This is a genomic window from Myxococcus sp. MxC21-1 (assembly GCF_032612255.1).
GTDB classification, from domain to species: Bacteria; Myxococcota; Myxococcia; order Myxococcales; family Myxococcaceae; genus Myxococcus; species Myxococcus virescens.
Window position 1 is genome coordinate 1,914,082 of record NZ_CP123278.1, and the last position, 24,037, is coordinate 1,938,118.

Here is a 24,037-nt window from a genome sequence, read left to right on the forward strand (position 1 = left end):
CGGGGTCAGGGATGCGGTGACATTCCCTCAGTCGGCCCAGCGCAGCCACTGCTTTCGAACAGGGCCAGGCGCGGTCGCCTCGTTCCGGGATGTCTTGATGGTGAGTTGTATTTGTATGTCTATTGCTGCTGGCGGCCCGGGTGGCCAGCGCGTGAGCGAGCCGTCTGGCCACCCGGGCATCACGTCAGTGTTGCGGCTCCAGCCGCAGGGCGCCGGCGGGCGGTGGCGCCGATTCCAGGGGGATGAAGACCTGCTGCGTCTGGCCTTGTGTCCAGTCCGAATTCCAGACGAAGACGGTGACGCTGCCCGGCGTGGTGGCTCGGAAGTAGAAGCGGCCCTGGGCCTGGGGGTTCCCCAGGTCGAGCGTCGTCACCGCGGGGCCCGCACAGGCGGGGTCGGCGTAGAACTGGATGCCGGGGGAGGCCGGGCCCGCTGAGGTGATGTTGAAGCCCGTCATGGCGGGCACGGCCAGGTTCCCGCTCACGTCCTGGGTCTGGACGATGAGCGGGCCGGAGCAGAGGCCCACGGGGACCTGCCGAGGCGGATTGCGGAAGGCGAGGCTTGCTGCCGGACCCGCGAGCACATCCACGGCGAAGGTGGAGCCGGGGAGGGTGGCCGGGTCATACCCCGAGCCGGTGATGATGTTGGAGTGAATGACATTGGCCGTGCCCAGGTCCGAGATACCGGCCTGGTAGACGTAGCCATTCGTCACACCGTCGAAGTGGATCAGGTTGTCCACGACCTGGATGTTCGTCTGCACCGCCGGAGGGTTTTCATTCTCGTCGCCCTGGGACAGGTAGACGCCGATGTCGTTGTTGAACAGTTGGTTGCCTTGAATGATGATGTTCGAGGACAACGGGCCTCCGTACAGCGCCCCCCCGTAGACGAGGATGCCGCTTGCCACGCCGTCGCCGGTGTAGGAATGCCCGGAGATGGAGTTGTTGACGATCTGGCCGGTGGCGCCCAGCCCGACCTGGACCCCTGACTGGGCGATATTGCCAATGGGCCCCGAGCCCACGAACCGGTTCGCGGTGATGTTCACCGAGACGTTGCCAGTCGCGACGACTCCGGCCTTCTGGTAGCCCAGCAGGAGGCTGTTCTGCACACCGACGAACTGAATCGGGCCCAGGGTGTCCTGATTGCGAATCAAGACGCCAACACCCTCCTGGCAGCCTCCGGTTCCGTCTCCCTGCCGGATGTTGAAGATCTGGGTGCTGATGACGGAGCCGGAAGCATTGTCGAACCGGATCCCGGCGAGTGCGTCGTCGCCCGTGTCGCAGACGTTTGAAAGATTCACCATCATGAGCCTGAGATTGACGTAGGACGCGCTGCTGCCGCAGTTGCGCGCGATGGCGCCCTTGAAGCTGTCTCCCGGAGGGTCCAGCGCCATGACGAAGTGCCCTGCCCCATCCAGGACGTACCCATCCGGAATGAGCAAGGTGGAGTAGGTGGCGCAGTTGCCCGCCAGCGTCAGAACGTTTCCATTCTGGATGACAGGGCAGGGAATGTACCCGCATGTGGGGTCCTGGAAGCCCTCTTGGGGGGACTCCGTGCTCAGCGCTGCCGTGTGGAGGTCTTCACTGGGGCTGCTGTGGAGCTCTTCGTGACTGGGTTCCTCGCCCGAGCACCCCACGACTGGCAGTGACAGGGTTCCAACCAGAAGGCTTCCGAAACATCGCCATCGATTTCGACTCATGAACGCTCCTCTCTCTGAGCGGGTGCTCAGTGAGAGGGACTCGATAGTGTGAAGTCGTGCAGCGTCATATGGACTCCACGGATGGCGATGGCGCTGGATGTGGACAGTCGCCGCTGCTCGGGTCCAGGTGAGATGTCCAGAAGGGGGTGGATGTGATTGGCGCGCGACGGAACGCGGGAGGGGCAAAGGTAGGATGGCGCCCCGGGAACCGCGAGCCGGGCCAGGGCGTGGCGCTGGGCGCGGGCCTTCAGTCGGGCCGCTTGAGCATGGGGGACAGGCCCTGGCAACGCTTGACGCGGTGACGTCAGTGTCCACGTCGCGCAGTTGACGGGAGGGTGCCCCGCAGGGGGGCTCCCCGGAACGTCGGCTGACGCGTTGCATGGGAGGCAGGGGCCTCGCGCCGCCGGGAGGCTCCCGGTAACGTTTCGAATTCCTTTCCCGCCGGAGGATGCCGTCATGACGTTCTTGGACACGCAGAACCCCTGGCGCCTCGCGGGCGTGTTGTTGCTGCTCGTCACCGCGGGGTGTCACCTGGAGGACCCGCTGCCTATCCAACTGGAGCCCTCCGCGTCGGCGCGGGTGATGGTGGTGCTGCCGCGCACGCTGACGCCCGGGCCCGTCACGGAGGTCCGTGCCACGCTCACGCCCGTGGAAGGAGAAGAAGCGGGCGCGGTGCTCTCTGGCGGAGACGGCCTGTGGCAGGGGCTGGTGCGGCGGATTGCCTCCGGACGAGCGACTGAGGCGAGTGCGACCGTCCGAGGTGATGGCGGTGAGGTCCTGGCGCACATCGACATCCCGAACCTGGTGATAGGCGCGCACCGGACGGCGCTGGTCGTCCTGGTCCCGCGAGCCCCCAGTTCCGGCGTGCCCGGAGCGCCTTTCATCGACGCGGTGGTGGGCTCGCTGGCGGAGGTCCGGCCCGAAGGGCAGGTGGCGCTGCGCGCGGTGGCGGAGGCCGCGTCCGGGGATGGGGCGCTCACGTATGCCTGGCGGGCCTCGGCTGGAAGCTTCAGCGACGCCAGCGCCGTGGCGCCGGTCTGGACGGCGCCAGATGCGTCCGGCTTCGTGACCTTGACGCTCCAGGTGACGAACGCGGTGGGCCAGGGGGCCACGCTGGACTTCCCCGTGCGAGTGGCCCGGGACCATGGCTTCGGAGCGGACAGCGTGGCCGCCTTCAATCGCTGGCCGTTGATGGTGGAGTTGGGCTCCCTCCCTTCTGGTGAGGTCCAGTATGGCGACTCCCTGCAACTGCAGGCGGAAGGTTGGGACGAAGACGGAGACACGCTCACCTACGCATGGACGGCCAGTTGCGAAGGCACCTTCGATGACGCGAGCGCGCGGTCGCCTCGCTTCACGCCGTCCACTCCGCCCTCGGGAGCCTGCGGCGCGTGCCAGTTCCACGTCACGATGCGGGATGGCCGAGGCGGTGAGCACGTGGGCTCGGTCGCCGTGTGCGTGGTGCAGCGGCTGCCGCCCATCATCGTCTCCACGGCCCAGTCGCGGACGGAGGCCGTGAGCGCGGAGCCCGTCCTGCTCCAGGCGGTGGCGGAGGATCCGCGCGGCGAGGCTCTCACCTTCCAGTGGTCCGCGAACACCGGCCTCCTGGGAGCCGCCACCCAGGACGGGACGCGGAGCGAGGTGCCCTGGTCCGCGCTGTCCTGTGTCCCGGCGGGCGTGGAGCCCTCCGTGCGGCTCACCGTCACGAATGTCTCGGGGATGAGCGCGGCGCACGTATTCCGGATTCGTTGGGACGACCGGCGCTGTGGGGCGTTTCCTCCCTGCTCCGCCCGGTGGGAGAACGGCCGTGTGACGTTGACGGCGGACTGCACGACGGAGGGCACGCTGTACATCCCGGACGGAGTCACCTTCGACGGCGCCGGGCACGTGGTGACTGCGGTGGACCCCGAAGGCGGCCGCTTCCAGGGCGCCGTGCTCCGCAACCGAGGAGACACGGCCCACGTCCACGACGTGACGGTGGCGGCACGCGGCCTGTCGGACCTGCTGTGTGATGCGGGCGAGGCCGGCTTGAGTGGCATCCGCTTCACCGGGGCGAGTGGTTCCATCACCGATAGCGAGGTGCGCGCGCTGCACCAGGACGCGGGCGAGGGCAGCTGCCAGGAGGGCGTGGCCATCGAGGTACGAAACGCCCAGGACGCGTCCCGCGTGGTCCAGGTGGAGGTCCTGCGCAACCACGCCGTGGGCTACCAGAAGGGGGGCATCGTGGCCTCGGGCCGGGTGGACGTGGCCGTGGAGGACAACGTGGTGGAGGGCGGCGGTCCGTCGGCCGTCATCGCCAGGAATGGCATCCAGTTGAGCTTCGGCGCCACGGGACAGGTGCTGGGCAACCGCGTCACCGGCAACATCTATACGGGGACTGGCTATGTGGCGGCCGGAATCCTCGTCGCGGGTGGGGCCTACTACGGCGGCCCGGTGTGCGAGGACATCCTCATCCAGGACAACACGCTGGAGGCGAACGACATTGGCATCGACCTGTCGCAAGCGGAGGCGGATGGTGGTCCGCTGGCGCAATCCTCACGGTTGCTCGTGGTGGAGAACACGTTGAGCCACGACGTGGTGGCGAACGGCGTGCCGTACCAGGCGGCCATCTCGGACCTGGGCGGGGCCAACGTCATCAGTCGCAACCGCATCAGCGGCGCGGGCTATGCCAGGGAGACCCTGCCGGGCGCCACCTTCGACGTGGACGTGGTGGCGGACGCGGCGGCGCAGGTGGCCTTCCTGACACCCCCGCAAGACGTGGCGGCGGGCGCGTGCTCCGAGGCGTTGGTGGTGCAGAGCCAGGATGCCATGGGCAATCTGTCCGCCCTGGCTTCATCCCTGCTGGTGGTGGAGGCGCAGGGGAACGTTGGCGGGGTGACCTTCTTCCGGGACGCGGCGTGTACGCAGGCCCTGGTGCCTCTGAATGGCAGCGGCGCCATGGCCTTGGAGGGACCGCAGCAGGAAGCGGTGTTCTATTTCCGTGCGGAACAGTCAGGGGCCCTGGAGGTGCGGGTGAGAGGCGACGGGGTGAGTGCCTCCCAGATGCACGTGGTGCGCTAGAGCGCCGATCAGGTTACGGCGAGGGAGCAGGCAAGCGGCAGGAGATCGACGCGGGCTGTCGTCGCGTGGTCAGGTCGCCACCTTTGGAGGTGGCGCATGGAACGCTGGAAGCCGGCTGTGGAGCAGAGCGCACGGGAGCAGCGCCTGCTGAGGCTGGCGGGGAAGAGCAGGAAGCTTTTCGTCTTCCTGCGCGAGCATCGGCACGAGTTGTTCGACGAGGCCTTTCAGGACGAGCTCGAAGCGATGTACCGACAGACGGGCCAGGGCCAAGAGCCGCAGCCGCCCGCGATGATGTGCATGGCGCTGCTGGTGCAGGCCTACACGCAGGCCTCGGACGCCGAAGCCGTGTGCCTGTCGGGCACGGACAGCCGGTGGCGGATGGTGTTGGACCGACTCGGCGCGGATGAGGACGAGCCCGCCTTCTCCCAGGGCGGGCTGCAGCAATTCAGGGAGCGACTCATCGCGACCGAGATGGACCGTCGGCTGCTGGAGCGCACCGTCGAGGTGGCGAAGCGAACCAAGGGCTTCGACCCGAAGAAGACGCCGAAGACGCTGCGAGTGGGGGTCGACAGCCGCCCTCTGGAAGGGGCCGGGCGGGTTGAGGACACCATCAACCTGCTCGGCCACGCAGGCCGCAAGGTGGCCGAGAGCATGGCGCTCGTGCTCGGCACCGACGTTGAGGAGGTGTGTCAGCAGGCCGCTGCGCCATTGCTGATGGCCAGCAGCATCAAGGCCGGCCTCGACATCGACTGGAGCGCGCCCGACGCGAAGGTCGACGCACTCAATCGGCTCTGCCGACAGCTCGACCGCCTCATGGCCTGGGTGGCCAGGCAGTCGAAGTCGTGCGCCGCTGCTCCGCTGACGCGCTACATCGAAGCGCTCGCGCAGGTGAAGGCACAGGACCTCGAGCCGCGCCCCGAGGGCGGCGTGCGGATTCGACAGGGTGTGGCGGCCGACAGGCGCATCTCCATCGAGGACCCGGACATGCGCCACGGGCGCAAGAGCAAGAGCAAACGCTTCAATGGCTACAAGCAGCACATCGGCACCGACCTCGACACTGAGCTCGTGGTTGCCTGCGCCGTGACGCCAGCCAACCGCCCCGAAGAGGAGGCGACGGGCGCACTGCAGGAAGACATGGCCCACCAAGAGCTCTTCCCCGACGTCCTCCTCATCGACAGGGCGTACCTCAACAGCTCAATGACCGAAGACGTGCTGACCAGCGGTGGCGACGTCGTCTGCCGTCCGTGGCGAGGAGTCAGCGCGAAGCCCGGACTCTTCGGCAAGCGTGACTTCAAAGTGAACATCCGCGACGGCACCCTCACGTGCCCTGCTGGCGAGGTGGAGCCCTTCGAGCCCGGCGCCGTCGTGCAATTCGACCCGGAAGCCTGCGGGCCGTGCAAGCTGCGCGCGAGTTGTACCCAGGCGGCGTCCGGCAGAGGGCGCAGCGTCACGATGGGCGACGACGAGCGGCTCCAGAAGCGCCTTCGCTCACGTCTGCAGTCGCGCGCGGGCCGCGCACAACTCCGCGAGCGTGTCGGTGTCGAGCATCGCCTGGCGCATCTCGCCAACCGCCAGGGGCCGAAGGCCCGTTATCGAGGCACGCGCCGCAACCTCTTTGATCTCAGGCGCCTCGCGGCCGTCCAAAACCTTGAGGTCGCCGCGCGCTACCTGCGCGCGGCGTGACCCAAACTGTTCGACGCTCTAGACGGGGCGAAGTGCGTCGAGGCATTGAATGAGCCATTGCCATGGCCGTCGCGTAGTCCGTGGCTCTGGGTCTGTCTTGCTTCGGTCTCTGTCGTAGACTCCGTGGGATGGAAGGGGCCAAAGTCACTTCTACTTCCACTGGTTCGTCATGACTCCGACTCCCTTTGGGCCTGCGTACACCCTCCAGACAGCACGAACCCTGCTCCGCTGCTGGTCACCCGCTGACGCCGCGCGTGCGCTCCGCGCCATCGACGCCAGCCTCGACCACCTGCGCCCCTGGTTGGACTGGGCGCGGCACTACCCCATCAGCGTGGAGCAGCAGGCCGCCGTCCTGCGGCGCTTTCGCGGAACCTTCGACCTGGGACAGGACTTCACCTATGCCGTGTTCGACCGGGGTGGGACGGAGGTCCTGGGCGGCTGCGGGCTGCATCCTCGTGTGGGCGAGGGGGGCCGGGAGATAGGGTATTGGATTGCGGCCCAGCACACCGGTCAGGGGCTCGCGACCGAAGTGGCGGCGGCGCTCGTCCGGGTCGCGTTCGAACTGGATGGCCTGCGCCGGGTGGAGATTCACTGCGACCCGCTCAACGTGCCGAGCGTCGCGGTGGCCCGCAAGCTGGGTTTCACCCACGAAGGCACCTTGCGACAGCGCCTCCAGGCCGCTGACGGCTCGTGGCGCGACGTCATGCTCTGGACCCTCCTGGCGGAGGACTACCGGGCCAGCCCCGCCGCCGCGAGCGACCTGGAAGCGTTCGACGTGCTGGGGCAGAAGCTGCTGTAGTCCCTCTGCTCAGGGGGCCTGGTCCTCGCGCTCCGGCTCGCCTTCCAGCGGTTCATTCGCGGGCTGGCGAATCAAGGCGCCCACCCGCTGGGGAGCCGCGACCAGAACCTGGCTGTCCGCATGAAGAACCTCGTCTGAGGCGTCTCTTCCGGCTCGACGGCTCGCGCAGGTACCAGGGCGTGTTGATGACGACGATGCGGGGCCCTCCGCGAACCAGGAGCATCATCTTCAACAGCGTGGCGGTGTGACTGGGGATGATGAAGTGGTGCCAGCGGCGCTCGACGAGCTCTGGCACCAGCACCGCGATGAACCGGCCCGGATGCTCCGCGGCGAGCTTGTGGACGTAGCCCAGCAACGGGTCCACGACCTGGCGGTAGGTCGGCACGAGCACGTCCAGCCGTGGCACGGGCCGCCCCGCCTTCCGAAAAGGCGCGGCCACCTGCCACTCCCAGCGCTGCACCAACTGCTCCGGGGCGTCCGGTTGTCCTCGGACCTGCACGGCGTACACATCCGGGGACATGGACAGGGCCAGCCGCAGGCCCTTCTGCGCCACCCGGTCCAGACGCCGGAGGGGCACCACCACCACGGGCGCGGCGAGCGGCTGCACGGGGATGGGGTGGGGCGTCTCGGTGGCGGCGTGGATGCGCTCGGCGTGGCGCCGGGAGGTCCGGAGCAGCGCGTAGGCCAGGGGAATGAAGACGACGGTCATCCAGGCGCCCTCTTCGAACTTGGCCGTCGCCACCACGGCCAGCGCCAGGGCGGTGCAGGCCGCGCCCACGCCATTCACCCACTGGAACCGCCGCGTGCCGCGTCCGCGCATGCGCCGCCAGTGCATGACCATGCCGAGCTGGGACAGGGTGAAGGCGGACAGCGCCCCTACCGCGAACAGCGGGATGAGGTGGTCCGTCACGCCGTTGAACACCACCAGCAGCACGGCGGCCAGCAGGGACAGGGTGACGATGCCCGTGGAATACACGAGGCGCTGGCCCACGTGGGCGAAGGCCGGAGGCAGGTTGCTGTCGAGCGCCAGCGCGCGGCACAGGCGGGGGAAGTCCGCGAAGCTCGTGTTGGCGGACAGGCAGAGCACGCAGACGATGGCCGCCAGCGTCACGTAATAGAATACGCCGCGCCCGGTGACGGCGGCCACGACCTGGGACAGCACGCTCTGGTAGCCAGCCTGGCCCGGCGCGGTCGCGCCAATGTCATAGGCGTGGCTCATCCACGCCACGCCGCAGAGCAGCATCACCAGGATGCTCACGATGCCCAGCAACGTCCGGTGCGCGTTGCGCACGCGGGGTTCGCGGAAGATGGGCACGCCGTTGCTGACGGCCTCGATGCCCGTCATCGCCGTGCAGCCGTTCGCGAAGGCATGCATCAACAGCCAGAGGCTCGCCATGGCCGTGCTCTCCGGGAGCCGGGGCGGGGCGACGACGGGCACGGGGCTGCCATCGGACGTGAGCACCTTCCAGATGCCGATGAGCAGGGTGATGCCCAGGCAGCCGACGAACAGGTAGGTGGGCAGCAGGAAGGCCGAGCCCGCGGTACGGACGCCTCGCAGGTTCACCACCATGATGAAGCCGAGCAGCATCAGGCACAGGAGCAGGGTGTGGGGGAACAGGCTGGGGATGGCGGAGACGAGCGCGCCCACGCCGGCGGAAATGGCCACCGCGACGTTGAGCACGTAATCCAACGCCAGCGCGGAGGCCGCGAGCAGCGCGGGCTTCACGCCCAGGTTGGCGCGGGCCACGGAGAACGAGCCGCCGCCATCGGGATACGCGGCGATGGTCTGCCGGTAGGAGAACTGCACCACGAGCAGCAGCGCGACGATGATGCCGGTGAGCAGGCCGATGTACCGCGGCCCGGCGCTGCCCAGCACGAGCATGGCGGTGAGCGCGGCCTCGGGCCCGTAGGCCGCGGAGGCCAGCGCGTCCAGCCCGAGCACGGGGATGCCTGTCAGCGGACCAATCCTCTCCTCTTCCGCTCGCTCGTTCGGAATGGGCCTGCCGAACAGGACCCGCCACAGAGACATGCCTGAAAGGTAGTGCCGCGTCTCCGGGGGCTTCGACAGGCGACGGGCCTTGCGCCCGGCCTGACTTGGAAAGTTCCTGCGTGCTGCGCACCCTCGTCATGGATTCCCCCTGCATGACGGAGGCGCCATGACCCCGTCCGAGTTGACGGCCGAGCAGCTTCAACACCAGGTGCATTCGTTGGGTGACTGGTTCCACAACCTGGACCTGCATGGCGTGCAGACGGCGCCCCGGCATCCCCTGGGAGACTTCCCCGCCGTGTTCTGGCGGACCTTCCAGCGAGTCTTCCCCAGGGATTTGACGGGCAAGTCCGTGCTCGACATCGGCTGCAACGGGGGCTTCTACAGCATCGAAATGAAGCGGCGGGGCGCGGCCCGCGTGGTGGGCATCGACCGCGACGCGCGCTACCTGGCCCAGGCCCGTTTCGCCACCCAGGTGCTGGGGGTGGACGTGGAGCTGCATCAGCTCGACGTGTACGAAGCGGGCGCGCTGGGCGAGAAGTTCGATGTCGTGCTCTTCATGGGCGTGCTCTACCACCTGCGCCATCCCTTGCTCGCGCTGGACCTGCTCCATGAACACGTCGTGAGGGACCTGCTCATCTTCCAGACGATGGAGCGGGGCAGCGCCCAGGTGGGGCCGGTGGCGGCGGACTACCCCATCTCCGAGCACGCCGTCTTCGACCGGCCGGACTTCCCGAAGCTGCACTTCATTGAACGCCGTTATGCCGGAGACCCCACCAACTGGTGGGTGCCCAATGCGGCATGCACGGAGGCCATGCTCCGCTCCGCCGGCTTCGAATTGCTCGAGCGGCCCGCCCGGGAAATCTACCTGTGCCGACGCAGCACGCGCCCGGAGGTGCTCCAATGATTGAGGCGGTGAAGCTGTGGAATGAACCCAACAACATGTCGCACTGGGACTTCGGGCTGGATGCCGACTGGGCCATCTTCTCCCGGATGGTGCGGCTGGCGGGCGCTGCGGTGCGCGCGGAGAACCCCCGGCTGCCGCGCGTGCTGGGGGGGATGGCGCCCATCGACGTGTCCTTCCTGCGCCGCATGGACGCGCAGGGCGCCCTGGATGAGGTGGACGTCGTCGCGGTGCATGGCTTCCCGCTCGACTGGAACCACTGGCAGCTCGACGAATGGCCCGAACGCCTGGCGGAGATTCGCGCCGTGTCACGTCACCCTGTCTGGGTGACGGAGGTGGGTGTGTCCACCTTCGGCGCGGAGGAGGTGCAGGAGTTCGGCCTGCGTCGCACCGCCGAGCTCCTGCTGGACCAGGTGGACCGCGTGCACTGGTACAGCCTCTACGACCTGCCCAGGGCCTGGCCCGCGACGACACGCCACCGCGAGGCGGAGGGCTCGTCGTACTACCGGCACTTCTACATGGGGCTGCTGCGCGAGGACGGCACGCCCAAGCGGGCCATGCGCCACTTCGCGGACTACACGCCCCAATTGGGCATCTGCCAGTGGTTCCACTTCGAGGACCACCGGCTGGATGACGCCGTGGCCTGGCTGCGGAAGATGGGCGTCCGCAAGCTGCGCACGGGCCTGAGCTGGGCGGACAGCCACCGGCCCGGCGCCGAGGCGTGGTTCGACCGGCAGATGCGCGCGCTCGACGGCTTCGACGTGACGCTGACGTACTGCTTCACCCCCGGCTCCCGGGGCCTCAAGGACCACCACACGAGTCCGCCCCAGCAGGTGGAGGAGTTCGCGGACTTCTGCGCGCGGATGACGCGCCGGTATGCGCAGTGACGCTCGTCAGGCGCGCAGCAGGGCGGCGTAGCGCTCCGCCGCGCGCCGCAAGCGGCTGGCTTCTTCGGGGGCTGTCTCCGCCAGCGCGGTGGCGGCCAGCAGGTGGTGGCCCAACTGGAAGGCCAGATAGCAGGGCCTGTAGAACGCCCGCAGCCCTTCGCTGACGGGATGGCCGCTGGCCCTCGCCACGTGCTCGGCGAGCCGCGCCTCGGCCTGGACGTCGAACCCCAACTCCACCGCGGCGCCCACCACGTCCCAGGCCACGTCCTGGCAGCCAATCAGGTCATGACCGGCGTGGTGGTCCACCGCGTCCGCCTTGAGCAGCCGCCCGTCCGCCAGCACCAGCCACTCCCACGGCTGGAGCTTGTTGTCCGTCTCTACGCGACGGACCTCACGCGCGAGCGTGCCCAGGTGCCGGCTCCATCCATCGAACTCGCGGGCACAGGACGCCTCGCCCAGGACCCGCGCTGTGTTGTAGCGGGCCATGTGGAGCAGCGCGGCCACGGACGCGCCTCGCTCCAGCGTGTCCACAGGGAAGTGCCGGGCCCGGAAGCCGAGGTAGTCGCCCACCTGGGCCTCCATCGCCTGGCGCCCGTACTCCGGCACCCGGGACAGCGGCCGTGCGTCCTCCAGCCACCGTTGCACCAGGAAGCCGTGCCGCAGCCCCTCCACCGGTGGGGTGAAGCCCGCCTGGGCAAGCTGCCGGGCACGCAGCATCCGGTGTTCGCCAAAACCTCCGAGGCCCGCGAACTTGAGGAGGAACACACCGCGCGGCGTGGTGACCCGGTATTTGCGCCGCTCCTGCTGGACGTGCACCGGCGGCCATTCACGGGCGTCTGGAAACAGCAGGCGCCGCCATGCCCCCGCGCCCAGGTCCTCCAGGTGGCGGTGCGCCCGGCCCGTGAGGTCCTCGCACCAACGGGCCAGGAGGCACCGGGCGTCGCCCGGCTGGAGGAACAGCGCATCGAACTCCGTCAGGTGCCGCCGCGCCTGGGCCCAGCGGGTCCGGTGCCGCTCGCTGGCCATGGGGCCGGGGGCGCCCGCGTGGCTGGGGAAGAAGCACAGCCTCCGCGCTGAAACGCCGTGGTCCTCCAGGAAGTCCGCCACCGCGCCAAAGGAGCTCCCTGACAGGCCGGGCCCTTCGTCCACGATGGCGACGTCCGTGTTCGCGGCGCGCGCCAGCAGCTCCCGCTCCAGTCCGGGCCCCAGGCTGCAGACGCGCTGGTACGGGTGCCCCGTGGGCCGGACGGTGAGGGGCGGCGGCGCCTTCATCGCGGCGGCCACCGCGCACGAAAGACTCGCACCGATGCCTCGGATGCCCACCACCAGGGGCGGCGCTGGAGGATGCAGCGCCTTCGCGGCCTCCAGGTACTGCTCGGGATAGAGCGCGTGGTAGGCGTAGCCTTCGGGCACGGAGAGGCCCACGCGCTCCGGCAGCGGCAACCGGCCCAGCGCTTGGAATGGGGCCGCGGGGACTGGAGGCACGGACGCGAAGCCTGTCTCCCAGGAACGCTGGAGCGCCTGCGCGAGCACGAAGGGCAGCGCGACGCACGCCGCGCCGAGCGGCCCGGGGTCGTCGTGCCGCCGCTCCGCGAAGTCTTGGTCCAGTACGCCCTGCGCCAGCGAGCCGGAGTCGATGAACAGGGAGACCAGCGCGGCATGTCGGTCCAACCCCGGCGCCATCACCTCCCACTGCCGCAGGCGCGCATGGAGCGCGGACAGGAGCTCCCGGGGTGACGCGTCCTTCACGGCGCTCCCGTAGACGAGCATCCTTCAGCCCTGGCGCAGGTGGCGGTAGGCGATGGCCGCGAGCGCATCGAACCCGGGCACCTCCCAGGGCACCTCGCGTGATGCGCGCAGCGCTTGTGTGTACGCGATGAAGGCCGTGAGCTGCTCGGGGCTCGGTGACACGAGGTTCCGGCGGTCCTTGGCGAGCGACAGCGCCTCCAAGGGGGGCAGGCCACCCTCCACGAGGACGCACAGCGCCAGCAGCGCGCTGCGACCGATGCCGTGCTCGCAGTGGATGAGCACCTTCTCCCGCCGCGCCAGCCGCGCCCGGACCCAGGCCACGCCGTCGTGAATCATGGGCAACCGGATGGCCTGCATGTCCTGCGTAGGCAGGTGGAGGAGGGTGATGCCGTGCTGGCGAAGCACCCGCTCGTCGTCGCAGTCCTCGACCCGCACGTCCACCACGGAGCGGATGCCAAGCGGTCCCGCGAGGTAGGCCGCGGCCTCCATGGGATAGCGTCCACCCACGGCGAGCGACGGTGTCACGGCGTCCAGGTTGAGCGCCCACTCCGGTGTCCTTCCCAGCACGGCTGCCTCCTCTTCGCCTGAGCCTTCGAGAAGGAAGATAGGTGTCCGCGCTCCCACGACGACGTCCGGCGCGGCCGGGCAAGCGGCCCTTCCGCGCGTCGGGCCCTCGACACAGGGTGTCCAGGCTGGCCGCGCTCGAACGATGCGGGCGTTGGCGGGGCCACGACCGCCCCGCATGCGCCGAAAGGGCGGGTTGCTCCGGCTTCGCTGGGGGCACAGAACGCGGAGTGGGACAGGGACGGGAGGACGCGATGTCGGACGGACTGATGAGGGCCGCGGTGGTTACTGGGCCTGGAGGGACACGGGTGGACCGCATCGCCCGGCCCGAGCCCGGCCCTGGCGCCATACGCGTGCGGCTGGAGGGCTGTGGCGTGTGCGGCTCCAACCTGCCCACCTGGGAGGGCCGTGACTGGTTCCGCTATCCGATGAAGCCCGGGACGCCCGGACACGAGGGCTGGGGCGTGGTGGATGCCGTGGGGAGCGGGGTGACGGACCTTCGCGTAGGAGACCGGGTGGCCACGCTCTCCTCGGCGGCCTTCGCGGAGTACGACGTGGTGGAGGCGTCATCGGCCGTGGTGCTCCCGCCCTCGCTCGCGGGTAAGCCCTTTCCGGGAGAGCCGCTGGGCTGCGCCATGAACATCTTCCGCCGCGGCGACATCCAGGCGGGGCAGACGGTGGCCATCATCGGCATCGGCTTCCTGGGCGCGGTGGTGACACGGCTCGCGGCGAACGCGGGCGCGCGGGTCCTCGCCATCTCCCGGCGTCCCTTCTCGCTGGAGTTGGCGCGGGCCTACGGCGCCGCCGAGTGCATCCCCATGGATGACCACGGCCGCATCATCGACCGCGTGAAGGCCCTCACCGATGGCGCCTTCTGCGACCGCGTCATCGAGGCCGTGGGCTCGCAGTGGCCGCTCGACCTCGCGGGCGAACTCACGCGGGAGCGGGGCCGGCTCGTCATCGCGGGCTACCACCAGGACGGGCCCCGGCAGGTGAACATGCAGTTGTGGAACTGGCGCGGCCTGGACGTCATCAACGCGCACGAACGCGACCCGCGCGTGTACGTGGAGGGCATCCGGCTCGCCGTGGACGCCGTCGCCTCCGGCGCGCTGGACCCCTTTCCCCTCTTCACCCACCAGTTCCGCTTGGAGGAACTCGACCGCGCCTTCGACGCCCTGCGCTCCCGGCCGGACGGCTTCCTCAAGGCCCTGGTCACGCCATGATCGCTCCCGTGACGCGCCGCCCCCGGCTGGGCTTTCTGGGCGTGGGCTGGATTGGACGCCACCGGATGCAGGCCCTGGTGAAGGAGGCCCAGGTGGACGTCATCGGCGTGGCGGACCCTTCGGAGGCCGCCGCCGAGGCCGCGCGGGCGCTCGCGCCGGGGTGTGAGCGGGTGGACTCCTGGACGCGCTGCTCGCGCTCTCACCCGACGGCGTGGTCATCGCCACGCCCAGCGCCGTCCACGCGGAGCAGTCCATCCAGGCGCTGGAGCGTGGCGTGGCCGTGTTCTGCCAGAAGCCGCTGGGCCGCACGGCCCACGAAGTCCGGCGCGTGGTGGAGGCGGCCCGGAGGTCGGACGTGCTGCTCGGCGTGGACTTCAGCTACCGCTACGCGGAAGGGCTGCGCAGGCTCCGCGCGCACCACCAGTCGGGCGCGCTGGGGCACGTGCATGCGGTGAACCTCGTCTTCCACAATGCCTACGGCCCGGACAAACCGTGGTTCTACGACGTGTCGCTCGCCGGGGGCGGCTGCGTCATGGACCTGGGCATCCACCTGGTGGACCTGGCGCTGTGGGTGCTCGACTTCCCCGCCGTCCGCCGGGTGAGCAGCCAACGCTTCGCCCAGGGACGGCCGCTGCGTGGCCGGGAGGAGGGCGTGGAAGACTACGCCGCCGCCCTGCTGGAGTTGGAGGGAGGCACCGCCGTCCAGCTCGCCTGCTCCTGGAAGCTGTCGGCGGGCTGCGACGCGGTGATTGAAGCGTCGTTCTATGGGACGGAAGGGGGCGTGTCGTTCCGCAACGTGAATGGCTCGTTCTACGACTTCACGGCGGACGCCTTCCGGGGCACCGGGCGTGAGCGGCTCGCCGACCCGCCAGATGGCTGGGGCGGACGGGCCGCCGTGGACTGGGCCACCCGCCTGGCTCGAGGAGAGCGCTTCACGCCGGAGAACGAGCAGCTCATCCAGGTCGCGGAGACGCTCGACAGGCTCTACGCCTGAGAGCGTTCGCATGCCCGTCTCCCGAGACGCGGAGGCATCGGGCTCTGTCTGGACACCGGAAGGTGTGGGACTGAAACACCGTTCCTCGCCTGACCATGCAGACCCCTCCCGTCTCACGCGGCGCGATGTGGCGAGCGCTGGGCTACTTGCGGCCCTACCGTCGCACCATTGTCTTCATCCTGCTCCTCGTCCTGACCTCCGCGAGCCTGAGCGCCCTGGAGCCCCTGGTCCTCAAGAGCATCTTCGACCACCTGGGCAGCGAGGACGCCACGAAGCCGGTGCTGATGGGCGTGGGCCTGCTGGTGCTCATGGGGCTCGCGCGCGAAGGGCTGGGCGCCGCGTCCAACTGGCTCACCTGGCGCACCCGCATCCAGGTGCACTTCGCCCTCAACGAGGCCACCGTGTCGCGGCTGCACCGGCTGCCGCTGAGCTTTCACCGGCAGGAGGGCGTGGGCGCGCTGATGACGCGGATGGACCGCGGGCTCCAGGGCTTCGTGGGCGCCATCACCGAGCTCACCTTCAACGTCATCCCCGCGGCGGTGTACCTGTGCATCGCGGTGGGCGTCATGCTCCAGCTCGACTGGCGGCTGGCATTGCTGGCCCTGGCCTTCGCGCCGCTGCCGGTGCTCATCGCCCGGCGCGCCGCACCCGTGCAGGCCCGGCGCGAGGAGTCGCTGCTGGAGCGGTGGACGCAAATCTACGCCCGCTTCAACGAGGTGCTCTCCGGCATCATCACCGTGAAGAGCTTCGCCATGGAGGAGCGGGAGAAGCAGCGCTTCCTGCATGGCGTGCGTGACGCCAATACCGTCGTCACCCGGGGTGTGGCGTTCGACTCGGCGGTGACGGCGGGGCAGAACACCACCGTGCTCGTCGCGCGTGTGGCGTCCATCTGCATGGGCGGCCTCCTGGTGATGAAGGGGCAGCTCACCGTCGGTACCCTGGTGGCCTTCCTGGGCTACATCGGCGGGCTCTTCGGCCCCGTGCAGGGACTCAGCGGCGTGTACAAGACGCTGCGGACGGCGTCGGTGTCCATCCGCCAGGTGTTCTCCATCCTCGACGCGCAGGACTCGCTGGGCGACGCGCCAGACGCGCACGAAATCACGCACATGCGCGGTGACGTGACGTTCGAGGACGTCCACTTCGCCTATCCCTCCGGCGCGGGCCGGCCGCTCATCAACGGCATCTCCCTGGACGTCCGGCGTGGGGAGACGGTGGCCCTGGTGGGCCCCAGCGGCGCGGGCAAGACGACGCTGATGAGCCTGCTGTGCCGCTTCTATGACCCGGACCAGGGCGTCGTGCGCGTTGACGGAAGCGACATCCGGACGCTCAAGCAGTTGTCGCTGCGGCGCAACATCGGCGTGGTGCTCCAGGACGCGCTGCTCTTCAACGAGAGCGTGCGGGGGAACATCGCCTATGGGCGGCCCCAGGCCACGGACGCGGAAATCGAGGCCGCCGCGCGCGCGGCCCACGCACATGAATTCATCCTGGGACTTCCTCAGGGCTACGACACCCTGGTGGGGGAGCGCGGCAACCGGTTGTCCGCGGGCGAGCGGCAGCGCATTGCCATTGCCCGCTCGCTCCTGACAGACCCGCCCATCCTCATCCTCGACGAACCCACCAGCGCGCTCGACGCGGAGAGCGAGGCCTTGGTGCAGGACGCACTGGGCGAGCTGATGAAGGGCCGCACCACCTTCGCCATCGCGCACCGGCTCTCCACGGTGGTGAACGCGGACCGCATCCTGGTGCTCAAGGATGGCCGCATCATCGAGGAGGGCTCGCATGCGGAGTTGATGCGCCGTGACGGCTACTACGCGTCGCTGGTGCGCAAGCAGACGCGCGGCCTGCTCCCGGAATTGCCCCCTTCGCCCCTGACGCCCGTGGCCGCGTAGGGCTCGTCGCCTCGGCGGCCCTTGTGCGGCCGTGATGGGGCCGCTCCCCTGGGCGCCAGCCCGAATGATGCTGGGGCGCGTGCAGGCGCCTGACCGGGATGAACGTCGGTAGCAGATGGCTAGCACCAACAGGTGCGGTGGCTACCTTCATCAATGCATGGCGGTGGTGATGAACATCGACTGCCTGCGTGCGCCGGGGGGGCGACATGAGGCAAAGACAGATTCTCATCACGGGCGGCGCGGGCTTCATTGGCTCGCATCTGGCGGACGCGCTGCTGGCGCGCGGCCACCGCGTGAGGGTCCTGGATGCGCTGGTGCCTCAGGTCCACGGTGAAGCGCGACGACGCCCGGAGTACCTGTCCACCGATGTGGAGTTGGTGGTGGGCGACGTGCGTGACGGGGACGTGGTCCGCCAGTCCCTGGCGGGCGTTGACGCCGTCTACCACTTCGCCGCGGCGGTGGGCGTGGGCCAGAGCATGTACGAGGTGGCCCACTACACGGCGGTGAACAACCTGGGCACCTCCGTGTTGATGGAAGCGCTCATCGAGCGTCCGATTGAACGGCTGGTCGTGGCCTCCAGCATGAGTGTCTACGGGGAGGGGCTGTCGCGCGCGCCAGATGGCCGGCGCATCCCCGGCGGGCAAAGGCCACTGGAGCAACTGGCGGATGGAAAGTGGGAGCTGGAAGGCCCCGGAGGCGAAGCCCTCACGCCCGTGCCGACGCCGGAGTCCAAGCCGCCAGAGCTCTCCTCCGTGTATGCGCTGTCGAAGTTCGACCAGGAGCGGCTGTGTCTCATCCTGGGCCGCGCCTACGGCATCCCCACCGTGGCGCTGCGGTTCTTCAACGTCTACGGGCCCCGGCAGGCGCTCTCCAATCCCTATACCGGCGTGCTCGCCATCTTCGGCGCGCGGTTGCTCAATGGAAGTCCGCCACTCGTCTTCGAGGATGGCCTGCAGCAGCGGGACTTCGTCAACGTGCGTGACGTAGCGAACGCCTGCGCGCTGGCGCTCGACGCGCCGGGGGCGGACTCGCATGTCATCAACGTGGGCAGTGGACAGTCCATTACCGTGAAGGAAGTGGCCCTGGCGCTCGCGGAGGTGATGGGCCGCCCCGGCTTCCGCCCCGCGGTGACGGGTCGCTATCGCATGGGCGACATCCGTCACTGCTTCGCGGACATCTCCCTGGCGCGTGACCTGCTGGGTTACGCACCCCAGGTCTCCTTCCACGACGGGCTCACGGAACTGTCGTCGTGGCTCGAAGACCAGGTGGCGACGGACCGCGTGGCGGAGGCGCGCGCGGAACTCGAGGCGCGAGGGCTGACCGTATGAGCGCGGCGGAACCTTGGGAGGTGGAAGAGGACAGGACGGTCATCTTCGGCGGGGCCGGCTTCATCGGCTCCAACCTGGCGGACCACTACCTGTCCGCGGGGCGGACCGTGCGCGTCGTCGACAACCTGACGCGCCCCGGCGTGGTGCACAACCTGCGTTGGCTCCAGGCCCGGCACGGCGCCCGGCTGGAGGTGATGACGGCGGACGTACGGGACGCTTATGCCGTGAAGCAGGCCGTCATCGGCGCCAGCCATGTCTTCCACTTCGCGGCCCAGGTGGCGGTCACCACCAGCCTGGAGACGCCCGTCACCGACTTTGAGGTCAACGCGGGCGGCACCCTGAACGTGCTGGAGGCGCTGCGTGCCATGGAGCGGCCCGCCTCGCTCGTCTTCACCTCCACCAACAAGGTCTACGGCGGCATGCCGGGCGTGGCGCTCGTCCAGAAGCCCAGCCGCTACGAGCCTCGGGACGCGGGCCTGCGCGGTCACGGCGTGGGGGAGGCCTGCCCGCTGGACTTCGAGAGCCCCTATGGCTGCTCCAAGGGCGCGGCGGACCAGTACGTGCTCGACTACGCGCGGGCCTACGGGTTGAGGACGGTGGTGTTCCGGATGAGCTGCATCTACGGCCCCCGGCAGTTCGGCACCGAGGACCAGGGCTGGGTGGCGCACTTCCTCTTGCGCATGCTCGAAGGCCGGCCCCTCACGCTCTACGGGGATGGCAAGCAGGTGCGGGACATCCTCGACGTGGGCGACCTGGTGCGCGCGCTCGGCCTGGCGCAGCAGCACATCGGACGGCTCAAGGGGCAGGCCTTCAACATCGGCGGCGGCCCGTCACGGACGGTGAGCCTGCTGGAGTTGCTGGGCCTCATCTCGCAGCGCACCGGCCTGCGTCCCGCGCTCCAGTTCGAGGATTGGCGGACGGGGGACCAGCGCTACTACGTCTCCGACACTCGCAAGTTCCAGACCGCCACGGGGTGGGCGCCCCAGGTGGGAATCGCCGAGGGCGTGGACCGGCTCCACGACTGGCTGCGGACCCTGATGCTCGAGCGGCCGGTGGCGGCGTGGCAGGGAGGGGCGCGTGAAGTCCACGCAGGCTAGAGGGCGCGCCGTCCGCCGCGTGTTGATGACCACCGACACGGTGGGAGGCGTGTGGACCTACGCGCTGGAGCTCTGCCGGGCCTTCGCCGACGCGGGCGTCCAGGTGGAGCTGGCGACCCTGGGCGAGCCCGTGACGGTGCCGCAGGCGGGTGAAGCCGCGGCCGTCCCGGGGCTGCGCCTCCACGAGAGCACCTATCGCCTGGAGTGGATGGACGCGCCCTGGAAGGACGTGCGCGCGTCCGGGGAATGGCTGTTGGCGCTGGAGGATGCATTGGCGCCCGACGTCATCCACCTCAATGGCTATGCCCATGGCGCGCTGCCCTGGCGGGCACCTTCGGTGGTGGTGGCCCACTCGTGCGTCCTGTCCTGGTGGGAGGCGGTCCTTCGGGAGCCCGCGCCGGCGCGATATGCGCGCTACCGGCGGGAGGTCCAGAGCGGCCTGCGCGCCGTGGACCGCGTGGTAGCGCCCAGCGCGGCGATGCTCGGCGCGCTCGAACGGCACTATGGGCCGCTGTTGCCGCCGACCTGCATCATCCCGAACGCGCGCCGGGCCGGCTCCTTCACCGCGGCGCCCAAGGAGCTGTTCGTCCTCGCGGCGGGCCGCTTGTGGGACGAGGCCAAGAACCTGTCGGCGCTGGAGGCGGTGGCCCCCGGCTGGCCTGCCCCGTGCGCGTGGCGGGCGAGCTGCGGCACCCGGGGAGCGGGAAGGTGGCCCGGGCACGGAACACCGAGCCGCTGGGCCCCCTCTCGCCGGAAGCACTCGCCGCCTGGATGGCTCGCGCCGCCATCTACGCCATGCCGGTGCGCTACGAGCCCTTTGGCCTGTCCGCGCTGGAGGCCGCGCTCTCCGGCTGTGCCCTGGTGCTGGGCGACATTCCCAGCCTCCGAGAGGTGTGGGCGGACGCGGCGGTGTTCGTTCACCCGGAGGACCTGGATGGGCTGACCCGCGCGCTGCGAGGACTCCTCGAGGATGGGGCCCATCGGGAGCGCATGGCCGCGAAAGCGCGTGCCCGCGCGCTGACCTGGAACCCACGCCGCATGGCGGAGGACTACCTGCGGCTCTACGCGACGCTCCGGGCGTGGCCGGTCCGTCACCCCGCCGGGCTCGCGCTGGGCGCGCCTTGAGGATGGAAGGCTCACCGCGCATGCGCATCGTCTTCTTCTGCCACTCGCTTCTGTCGGACTGGAACCACGGCAATGCGCACTTCCTGCGCGGCGTGGTGACGGAGCTGGCCCTGCGCGGCCACGACGTCCGCGTCTTCGAGCCCGAGGAGGCCTGGAGCCTGCGCAACCTCCTGCAGGAGGCAGAGGGCCCGGCGATGCTGGAGGAAGTACGACGCGTCTATCCGCATGTGCGACCCGAGCGATACGACCTGGCGACGCTGGACCTGGACCGGGCCCTGGACGGGGCACAGCTCGTCCTCGTCCACGAGTGGAACCCGCCAGCGTTGGTGCGCCGCCTGGGCGAGCATCGCCAGGTGAGCGACGCCTTCCGCCTGCTCTTCCATGACACGCACCACCGGGGCGTGAGCGCCCGGGAGGAGATGGCCCGCTACGAGTTGGCCCACTATGACGGCGTGCTCGCCTTTGGCGGCGTCCTCCAGCGGCTCTACCTGGAGCAGGGCTGGGCTCGGCGCGCGTGGACGTGGCACGAGGCCGCGGACACGCGTGTGTTCCACCCACGGCCCGAGGTTTCGCCGGAAGACGACGTCGTCTGGGTTGGCAACTGGGGTGACGAGGAACGCACCACGGAGCTGCATGAGTTCCTGCTCGGCCCGGCACAAACGCTGGGCTTGAAGGCGCGGGTGCACGGGGTGCGTTACCCGGACGCGGCGCGAGCGGCGCTGGCGCGCGCGGGTATCACCTACGCGGGGTGGCTGACCAACCACCGGGTGCCAGAGGCCTTCGCCAGGGCGCGCGTGACGGTCCACGTTCCCCGGCGGCCCTACGCCACGTCCCTGCCGGGCATCCCCACCATCCGTCCGTTCGAGGCGCTCGCCTGTGGCATTCCGCTGGTGAGCGCGCCGTGGCGCGACGTGGAAGGACTCTTCACACCGGGAAGCGACTACCTGGTCGCGGACACCGGCGCGCGGATGCGCGACCACCTGCGAGCGCTGCTGGCGGACGCGGACCTGCGCCGTGCGCTCGCCGCGCAGGGGCGCCGCACGGTGCTGGCCCGCCACACGTGCGCGCACCGGGTGGACGAATTGCTGCGCATCCACGCGTCACTGGTGCCCCAGGCCACGCAGGCGGGGGCGTTGTCACGGGGGAGGGTCACCGCATGAGCAGGGGACTTCGCATCGCATTCTTCGGTTCCAGCCTCGTCTCGGCCTACTGGAACGGCGCGGCCACCTACTACCGCGGACTCATCCGCGCGCTGCATGCGCGGGGGCACCGGGTGACCTTCTACGAACCGGATGCCTTCGGGCGACAGCAGCACCGCGACATGGCGGACCCGGACTGGGCGCGCGTGGTCGTCTACACCGAGCAGGGAACGGCCGACGTGGAGCGGTGCCTGGAGGAGGCGCGCCACGCGGACGTGGTGGTGAAGGCCAGCGGCGTGGGCGTGTTCGATGCGCTGCTGGAGGCCCGGGTGCTCGACCTGAAGCGCCCTGGCACCCAGGTCGTGTTCTGGGACGTGGACGCGCCCGCCACGCTGGAGCGGCTGGAGCATCATCCGGATGACCCGCTCCGCGCGCTCGTGCCCCGGTATGACCACGTCTTCACCTACGGCGGGGGCGAGCCGGTGGTGTCCGCCTACCGGGCGCTGGGCGCGCGCCAGTGCGTCCCCATCTACAACGCGCTGGACCCCTCCACGCACCACCCGGCGCCGGTGGAGGCCCGCTTCACGGGGACCGGCCTTCCTGGGCAACCGGCTGCCGGACCGCGAAGCCCGCGTGGAGGCCTTCTTCCTGAAGGCCGCGGAGCACTTGCCCGGCGCGCGCTTCCTGCTGGGTGGCAGCGGCTGGGAGGCGCGCCCCTTGCCCTCCAACGTGACGCGCCTGGGGCACGTCTACACGCACGAACACAATGCGCTGAACTGCTCGGCGCGCGCGGTGCTCAACATCCACCGCGACAGCATGGCGCGCTTCGGCTTCTCTCCCGCCACGCGTGTCTTCGAGGCGGCCGGCGCGGGGGCATGCCTCATCACCGATGCCTTCCTGGGCGTGGAGCTCTTCCTGGAGCCAGGACGCGAGGTGCTCGTGGCCCGCTCCGGGGAGGAGGTGGCCGAGCATGTCCGCCGGCTGACGGACGCGGAGGCCCGGCGCATCGGTCAGGCCGCGCTCCGGCGCGTGCTGGCCGGACACACGTACCTGCATCGCGTCTCCCAGGTGGAGGCGGCCCTGGGGCTTCGGACCGGGTCCGCCACCACGACGCGGGAGTGCGTCGCATGAGGAAGGGGAGGGCGTGCGAATGAAGGTTGTCATCCTCGGCCTGTCCATCACCTCCAGCTGGGGCAACGGCCATGCGACCACCTATCGCGGGCTGGTGCGTGGGCTGGTGCGGCGCGGGCACGACGTGTGGTTCCTCGAACGGGACGTCCCTTGGTACGCCGCCAACCGGGACCTGCCGAACCCGCCGCACGGACGCACCGAGCTGTACGCCAGCCTGGACGACCTGACCGAGCGCTTCACGACACACGTGCGTGAGGCGGACCTGGTCATGGTGGGCTCCTACGTCCCCCAGGGAGTGGAGGCAGGCGCGTGGGTGCAGCGGACCGCGCGGGGCGTCACCGCCTTCTATGATATCGACACGCCGGTGACGCTCGCGCGGCTGGCGCGAGGAGCCTGTGAGTACCTGCGGCCGGAGCTGGTGCCGGGTTACCAGCTCTACCTGTCCTTCACGGGCGGCCCCACGCTGGAGCGCATCGAACGGGAGCTGGGTTCCCCCGCCGCGCGGCCGCTCTACTGCAGTTGTGACCCAGCGCTGCACGTCCCGGCGACGTGCGAGCCGCGCTGGGAGCTGGGCTACCTGGGGACCTACAGCGAGGACCGCCAGCCGGTGCTGGAGCGGCTGATGCTGGACGCCGCGCGGACGTGGCCCGAGGGGCGCTTCGCCGTGGCGGGCCCCCAGTATCCCGAAGGCCTCCGCTGGCCGGCGAACGTCACGCGCGTGGAGCACCGGCGCCCCCGGAGCACCCGGCCTTCTACAACGCCCAGCGCTACACCCTGAACGTCAC

19 protein-coding genes and 2 pseudogenes are annotated in these 24,037 nt (G+C 69.9%); 16 read left to right on the forward strand and 5 right to left on the reverse strand.

Translation table 11 applies throughout. The annotated features are described in order from the left end of the window. Positions 1–184: 184 nt before the first annotated feature. Positions 185–1,438, reverse strand: a complete 1,254-nt coding sequence (locus QEG98_RS09055; protein ID WP_316566418.1) for a right-handed parallel beta-helix repeat-containing protein — start codon at positions 1,436–1,438, stop codon at positions 185–187. Between the two features lie 714 nt (positions 1,439–2,152). Here QEG98_RS09055 and QEG98_RS09060 point away from each other — a divergent pair. The 3 genes from QEG98_RS09060 (at position 2,153) to QEG98_RS09070 (ending at position 7,235) form a co-directional block, all read left to right on the forward strand. Continuing rightward, complete coding sequence (locus tag QEG98_RS09060) at positions 2,153–4,753, forward strand: right-handed parallel beta-helix repeat-containing protein (protein ID WP_316566419.1); 2,601 nt, start codon at positions 2,153–2,155, stop codon at positions 4,751–4,753. A 96-nt stretch (positions 4,754–4,849) separates the two neighbouring features. Then, entirely contained in the window at positions 4,850–6,436 is a 1,587-nt protein-coding gene (locus QEG98_RS09065; RefSeq protein ID WP_316564145.1) for an IS1182 family transposase, read from the forward strand. A gap of 169 nt (positions 6,437–6,605) precedes the next feature. After that, complete coding sequence (locus QEG98_RS09070) at positions 6,606–7,235, forward strand: GNAT family N-acetyltransferase (RefSeq protein ID WP_090484158.1); 630 nt, start codon at positions 6,606–6,608, stop codon at positions 7,233–7,235. A gap of 52 nt (positions 7,236–7,287) precedes the next feature. On the opposite strand, the gene QEG98_RS09075 is transcribed toward QEG98_RS09070, so the two are convergent. Further along, entirely contained in the window at positions 7,288–9,264 is a 1,977-nt protein-coding gene (locus QEG98_RS09075) for an APC family permease (RefSeq protein WP_316566420.1), read from the reverse strand. A 127-nt stretch (positions 9,265–9,391) separates the two neighbouring features. Between QEG98_RS09075 and QEG98_RS09080 the strand changes: the two genes are divergently transcribed. Together QEG98_RS09080 and QEG98_RS09085 are read left to right on the forward strand one after the other, a co-directional pair. After that, positions 9,392–10,129 carry a TIGR04290 family methyltransferase gene (locus QEG98_RS09080; protein WP_316566421.1) on the forward strand — a complete coding sequence of 246 codons (738 nt, stop codon included), beginning with the start codon at positions 9,392–9,394 and terminating at the stop codon, positions 10,127–10,129. Continuing rightward, positions 10,126–11,013 carry a beta-xylosidase gene (locus QEG98_RS09085; protein ID WP_316566422.1) on the forward strand — a complete coding sequence of 296 codons (888 nt, stop codon included), beginning with the start codon at positions 10,126–10,128 and terminating at the stop codon, positions 11,011–11,013. The genes QEG98_RS09080 and QEG98_RS09085 overlap by 4 nt, the downstream gene beginning before the upstream one ends. Before the next feature lie 6 nt (positions 11,014–11,019). Here QEG98_RS09085 and QEG98_RS09090 read toward each other — a convergent pair whose 3' ends face one another. Beyond that, the gene (locus QEG98_RS09090) at positions 11,020–12,783 is read right to left on the reverse strand and encodes a hypothetical protein (protein ID WP_316566423.1); all 1,764 of its coding nucleotides are present in this window, start codon (positions 12,781–12,783) and stop codon (positions 11,020–11,022) included. A gap of 3 nt (positions 12,784–12,786) precedes the next feature. After that, positions 12,787–13,251: a dual specificity protein phosphatase family protein gene (locus QEG98_RS09095; protein ID WP_244171461.1), complete on the reverse strand. Its 465-nt coding sequence runs from the start codon at positions 13,249–13,251 to the stop codon at positions 12,787–12,789. A 383-nt stretch (positions 13,252–13,634) separates the two neighbouring features. On the opposite strand from QEG98_RS09095, the gene QEG98_RS09100 reads away from it, so the two are divergent. From QEG98_RS09100 to QEG98_RS09135, 9 genes and pseudogenes are all read left to right on the forward strand, one after another. Then, the gene (locus tag QEG98_RS09100; RefSeq protein ID WP_316566424.1) at positions 13,635–14,549 is read left to right on the forward strand and encodes an MDR/zinc-dependent alcohol dehydrogenase-like family protein; all 915 of its coding nucleotides are present in this window, start codon (positions 13,635–13,637) and stop codon (positions 14,547–14,549) included. 211 nt (positions 14,550–14,760) lie between these two features. Then, positions 14,761–15,543 (forward strand): Gfo/Idh/MocA family oxidoreductase, encoded by a 783-nt coding sequence (locus QEG98_RS09105; RefSeq protein ID WP_316566425.1) that lies wholly within the window; start codon positions 14,761–14,763, stop codon positions 15,541–15,543. A gap of 95 nt (positions 15,544–15,638) precedes the next feature. Beyond that, on the forward strand, positions 15,639–17,432 hold the full coding sequence (locus tag QEG98_RS09110; protein WP_316566426.1) for an ABC transporter ATP-binding protein: 1,794 nt from the start codon (positions 15,639–15,641) through the stop codon (positions 17,430–17,432). A gap of 206 nt (positions 17,433–17,638) precedes the next feature. Then, a complete protein-coding gene (locus QEG98_RS09115) occupies positions 17,639–18,760 on the forward strand; it encodes an NAD-dependent epimerase/dehydratase family protein (RefSeq protein WP_316566427.1) in 1,122 nt (373 codons plus the stop codon). Next, positions 18,757–19,857: an NAD-dependent epimerase/dehydratase family protein gene (locus QEG98_RS09120; protein WP_316566428.1), complete on the forward strand. Its 1,101-nt coding sequence runs from the start codon at positions 18,757–18,759 to the stop codon at positions 19,855–19,857. Before QEG98_RS09115 ends, QEG98_RS09120 begins: the two co-directional genes overlap by 4 nt. Before the next feature lie 25 nt (positions 19,858–19,882). Next, positions 19,883–20,338 (forward strand): annotated as a pseudogene (locus QEG98_RS09125) (glycosyltransferase family 4 protein); the annotation flags it as partial. A 290-nt stretch (positions 20,339–20,628) separates the two neighbouring features. Then, a pseudogene (locus QEG98_RS41765) lies at positions 20,629–20,820 on the forward strand (glycosyltransferase); the annotation flags it as partial. A gap of 27 nt (positions 20,821–20,847) precedes the next feature. Then, positions 20,848–20,982 carry a hypothetical protein gene (locus tag QEG98_RS41770; RefSeq protein ID WP_410478107.1) on the forward strand — a complete coding sequence of 45 codons (135 nt, stop codon included), beginning with the start codon at positions 20,848–20,850 and terminating at the stop codon, positions 20,980–20,982. 20 nt (positions 20,983–21,002) lie between these two features. After that, complete coding sequence (locus QEG98_RS09135; RefSeq protein WP_316566430.1) at positions 21,003–22,142, forward strand: glycosyltransferase; 1,140 nt, start codon at positions 21,003–21,005, stop codon at positions 22,140–22,142. 193 nt (positions 22,143–22,335) lie between these two features. Here QEG98_RS09135 and QEG98_RS09140 read toward each other — a convergent pair whose 3' ends face one another. After that, entirely contained in the window at positions 22,336–22,512 is a 177-nt protein-coding gene (locus QEG98_RS09140) for a hypothetical protein (RefSeq protein ID WP_316566431.1), read from the reverse strand. Between the two features lie 26 nt (positions 22,513–22,538). Here QEG98_RS09140 and QEG98_RS09145 point away from each other — a divergent pair, with 26 nt between their 5' ends. Both QEG98_RS09145 and QEG98_RS09150 read left to right on the forward strand, forming a co-directional pair. Further along, complete coding sequence (locus QEG98_RS09145; RefSeq protein ID WP_316566432.1) at positions 22,539–23,252, forward strand: glycosyltransferase; 714 nt, start codon at positions 22,539–22,541, stop codon at positions 23,250–23,252. 13 nt (positions 23,253–23,265) lie between these two features. Next, complete coding sequence (locus QEG98_RS09150; RefSeq protein ID WP_316566433.1) at positions 23,266–24,030, forward strand: hypothetical protein; 765 nt, start codon at positions 23,266–23,268, stop codon at positions 24,028–24,030. Positions 24,031–24,037 lie beyond the last annotated feature (7 nt).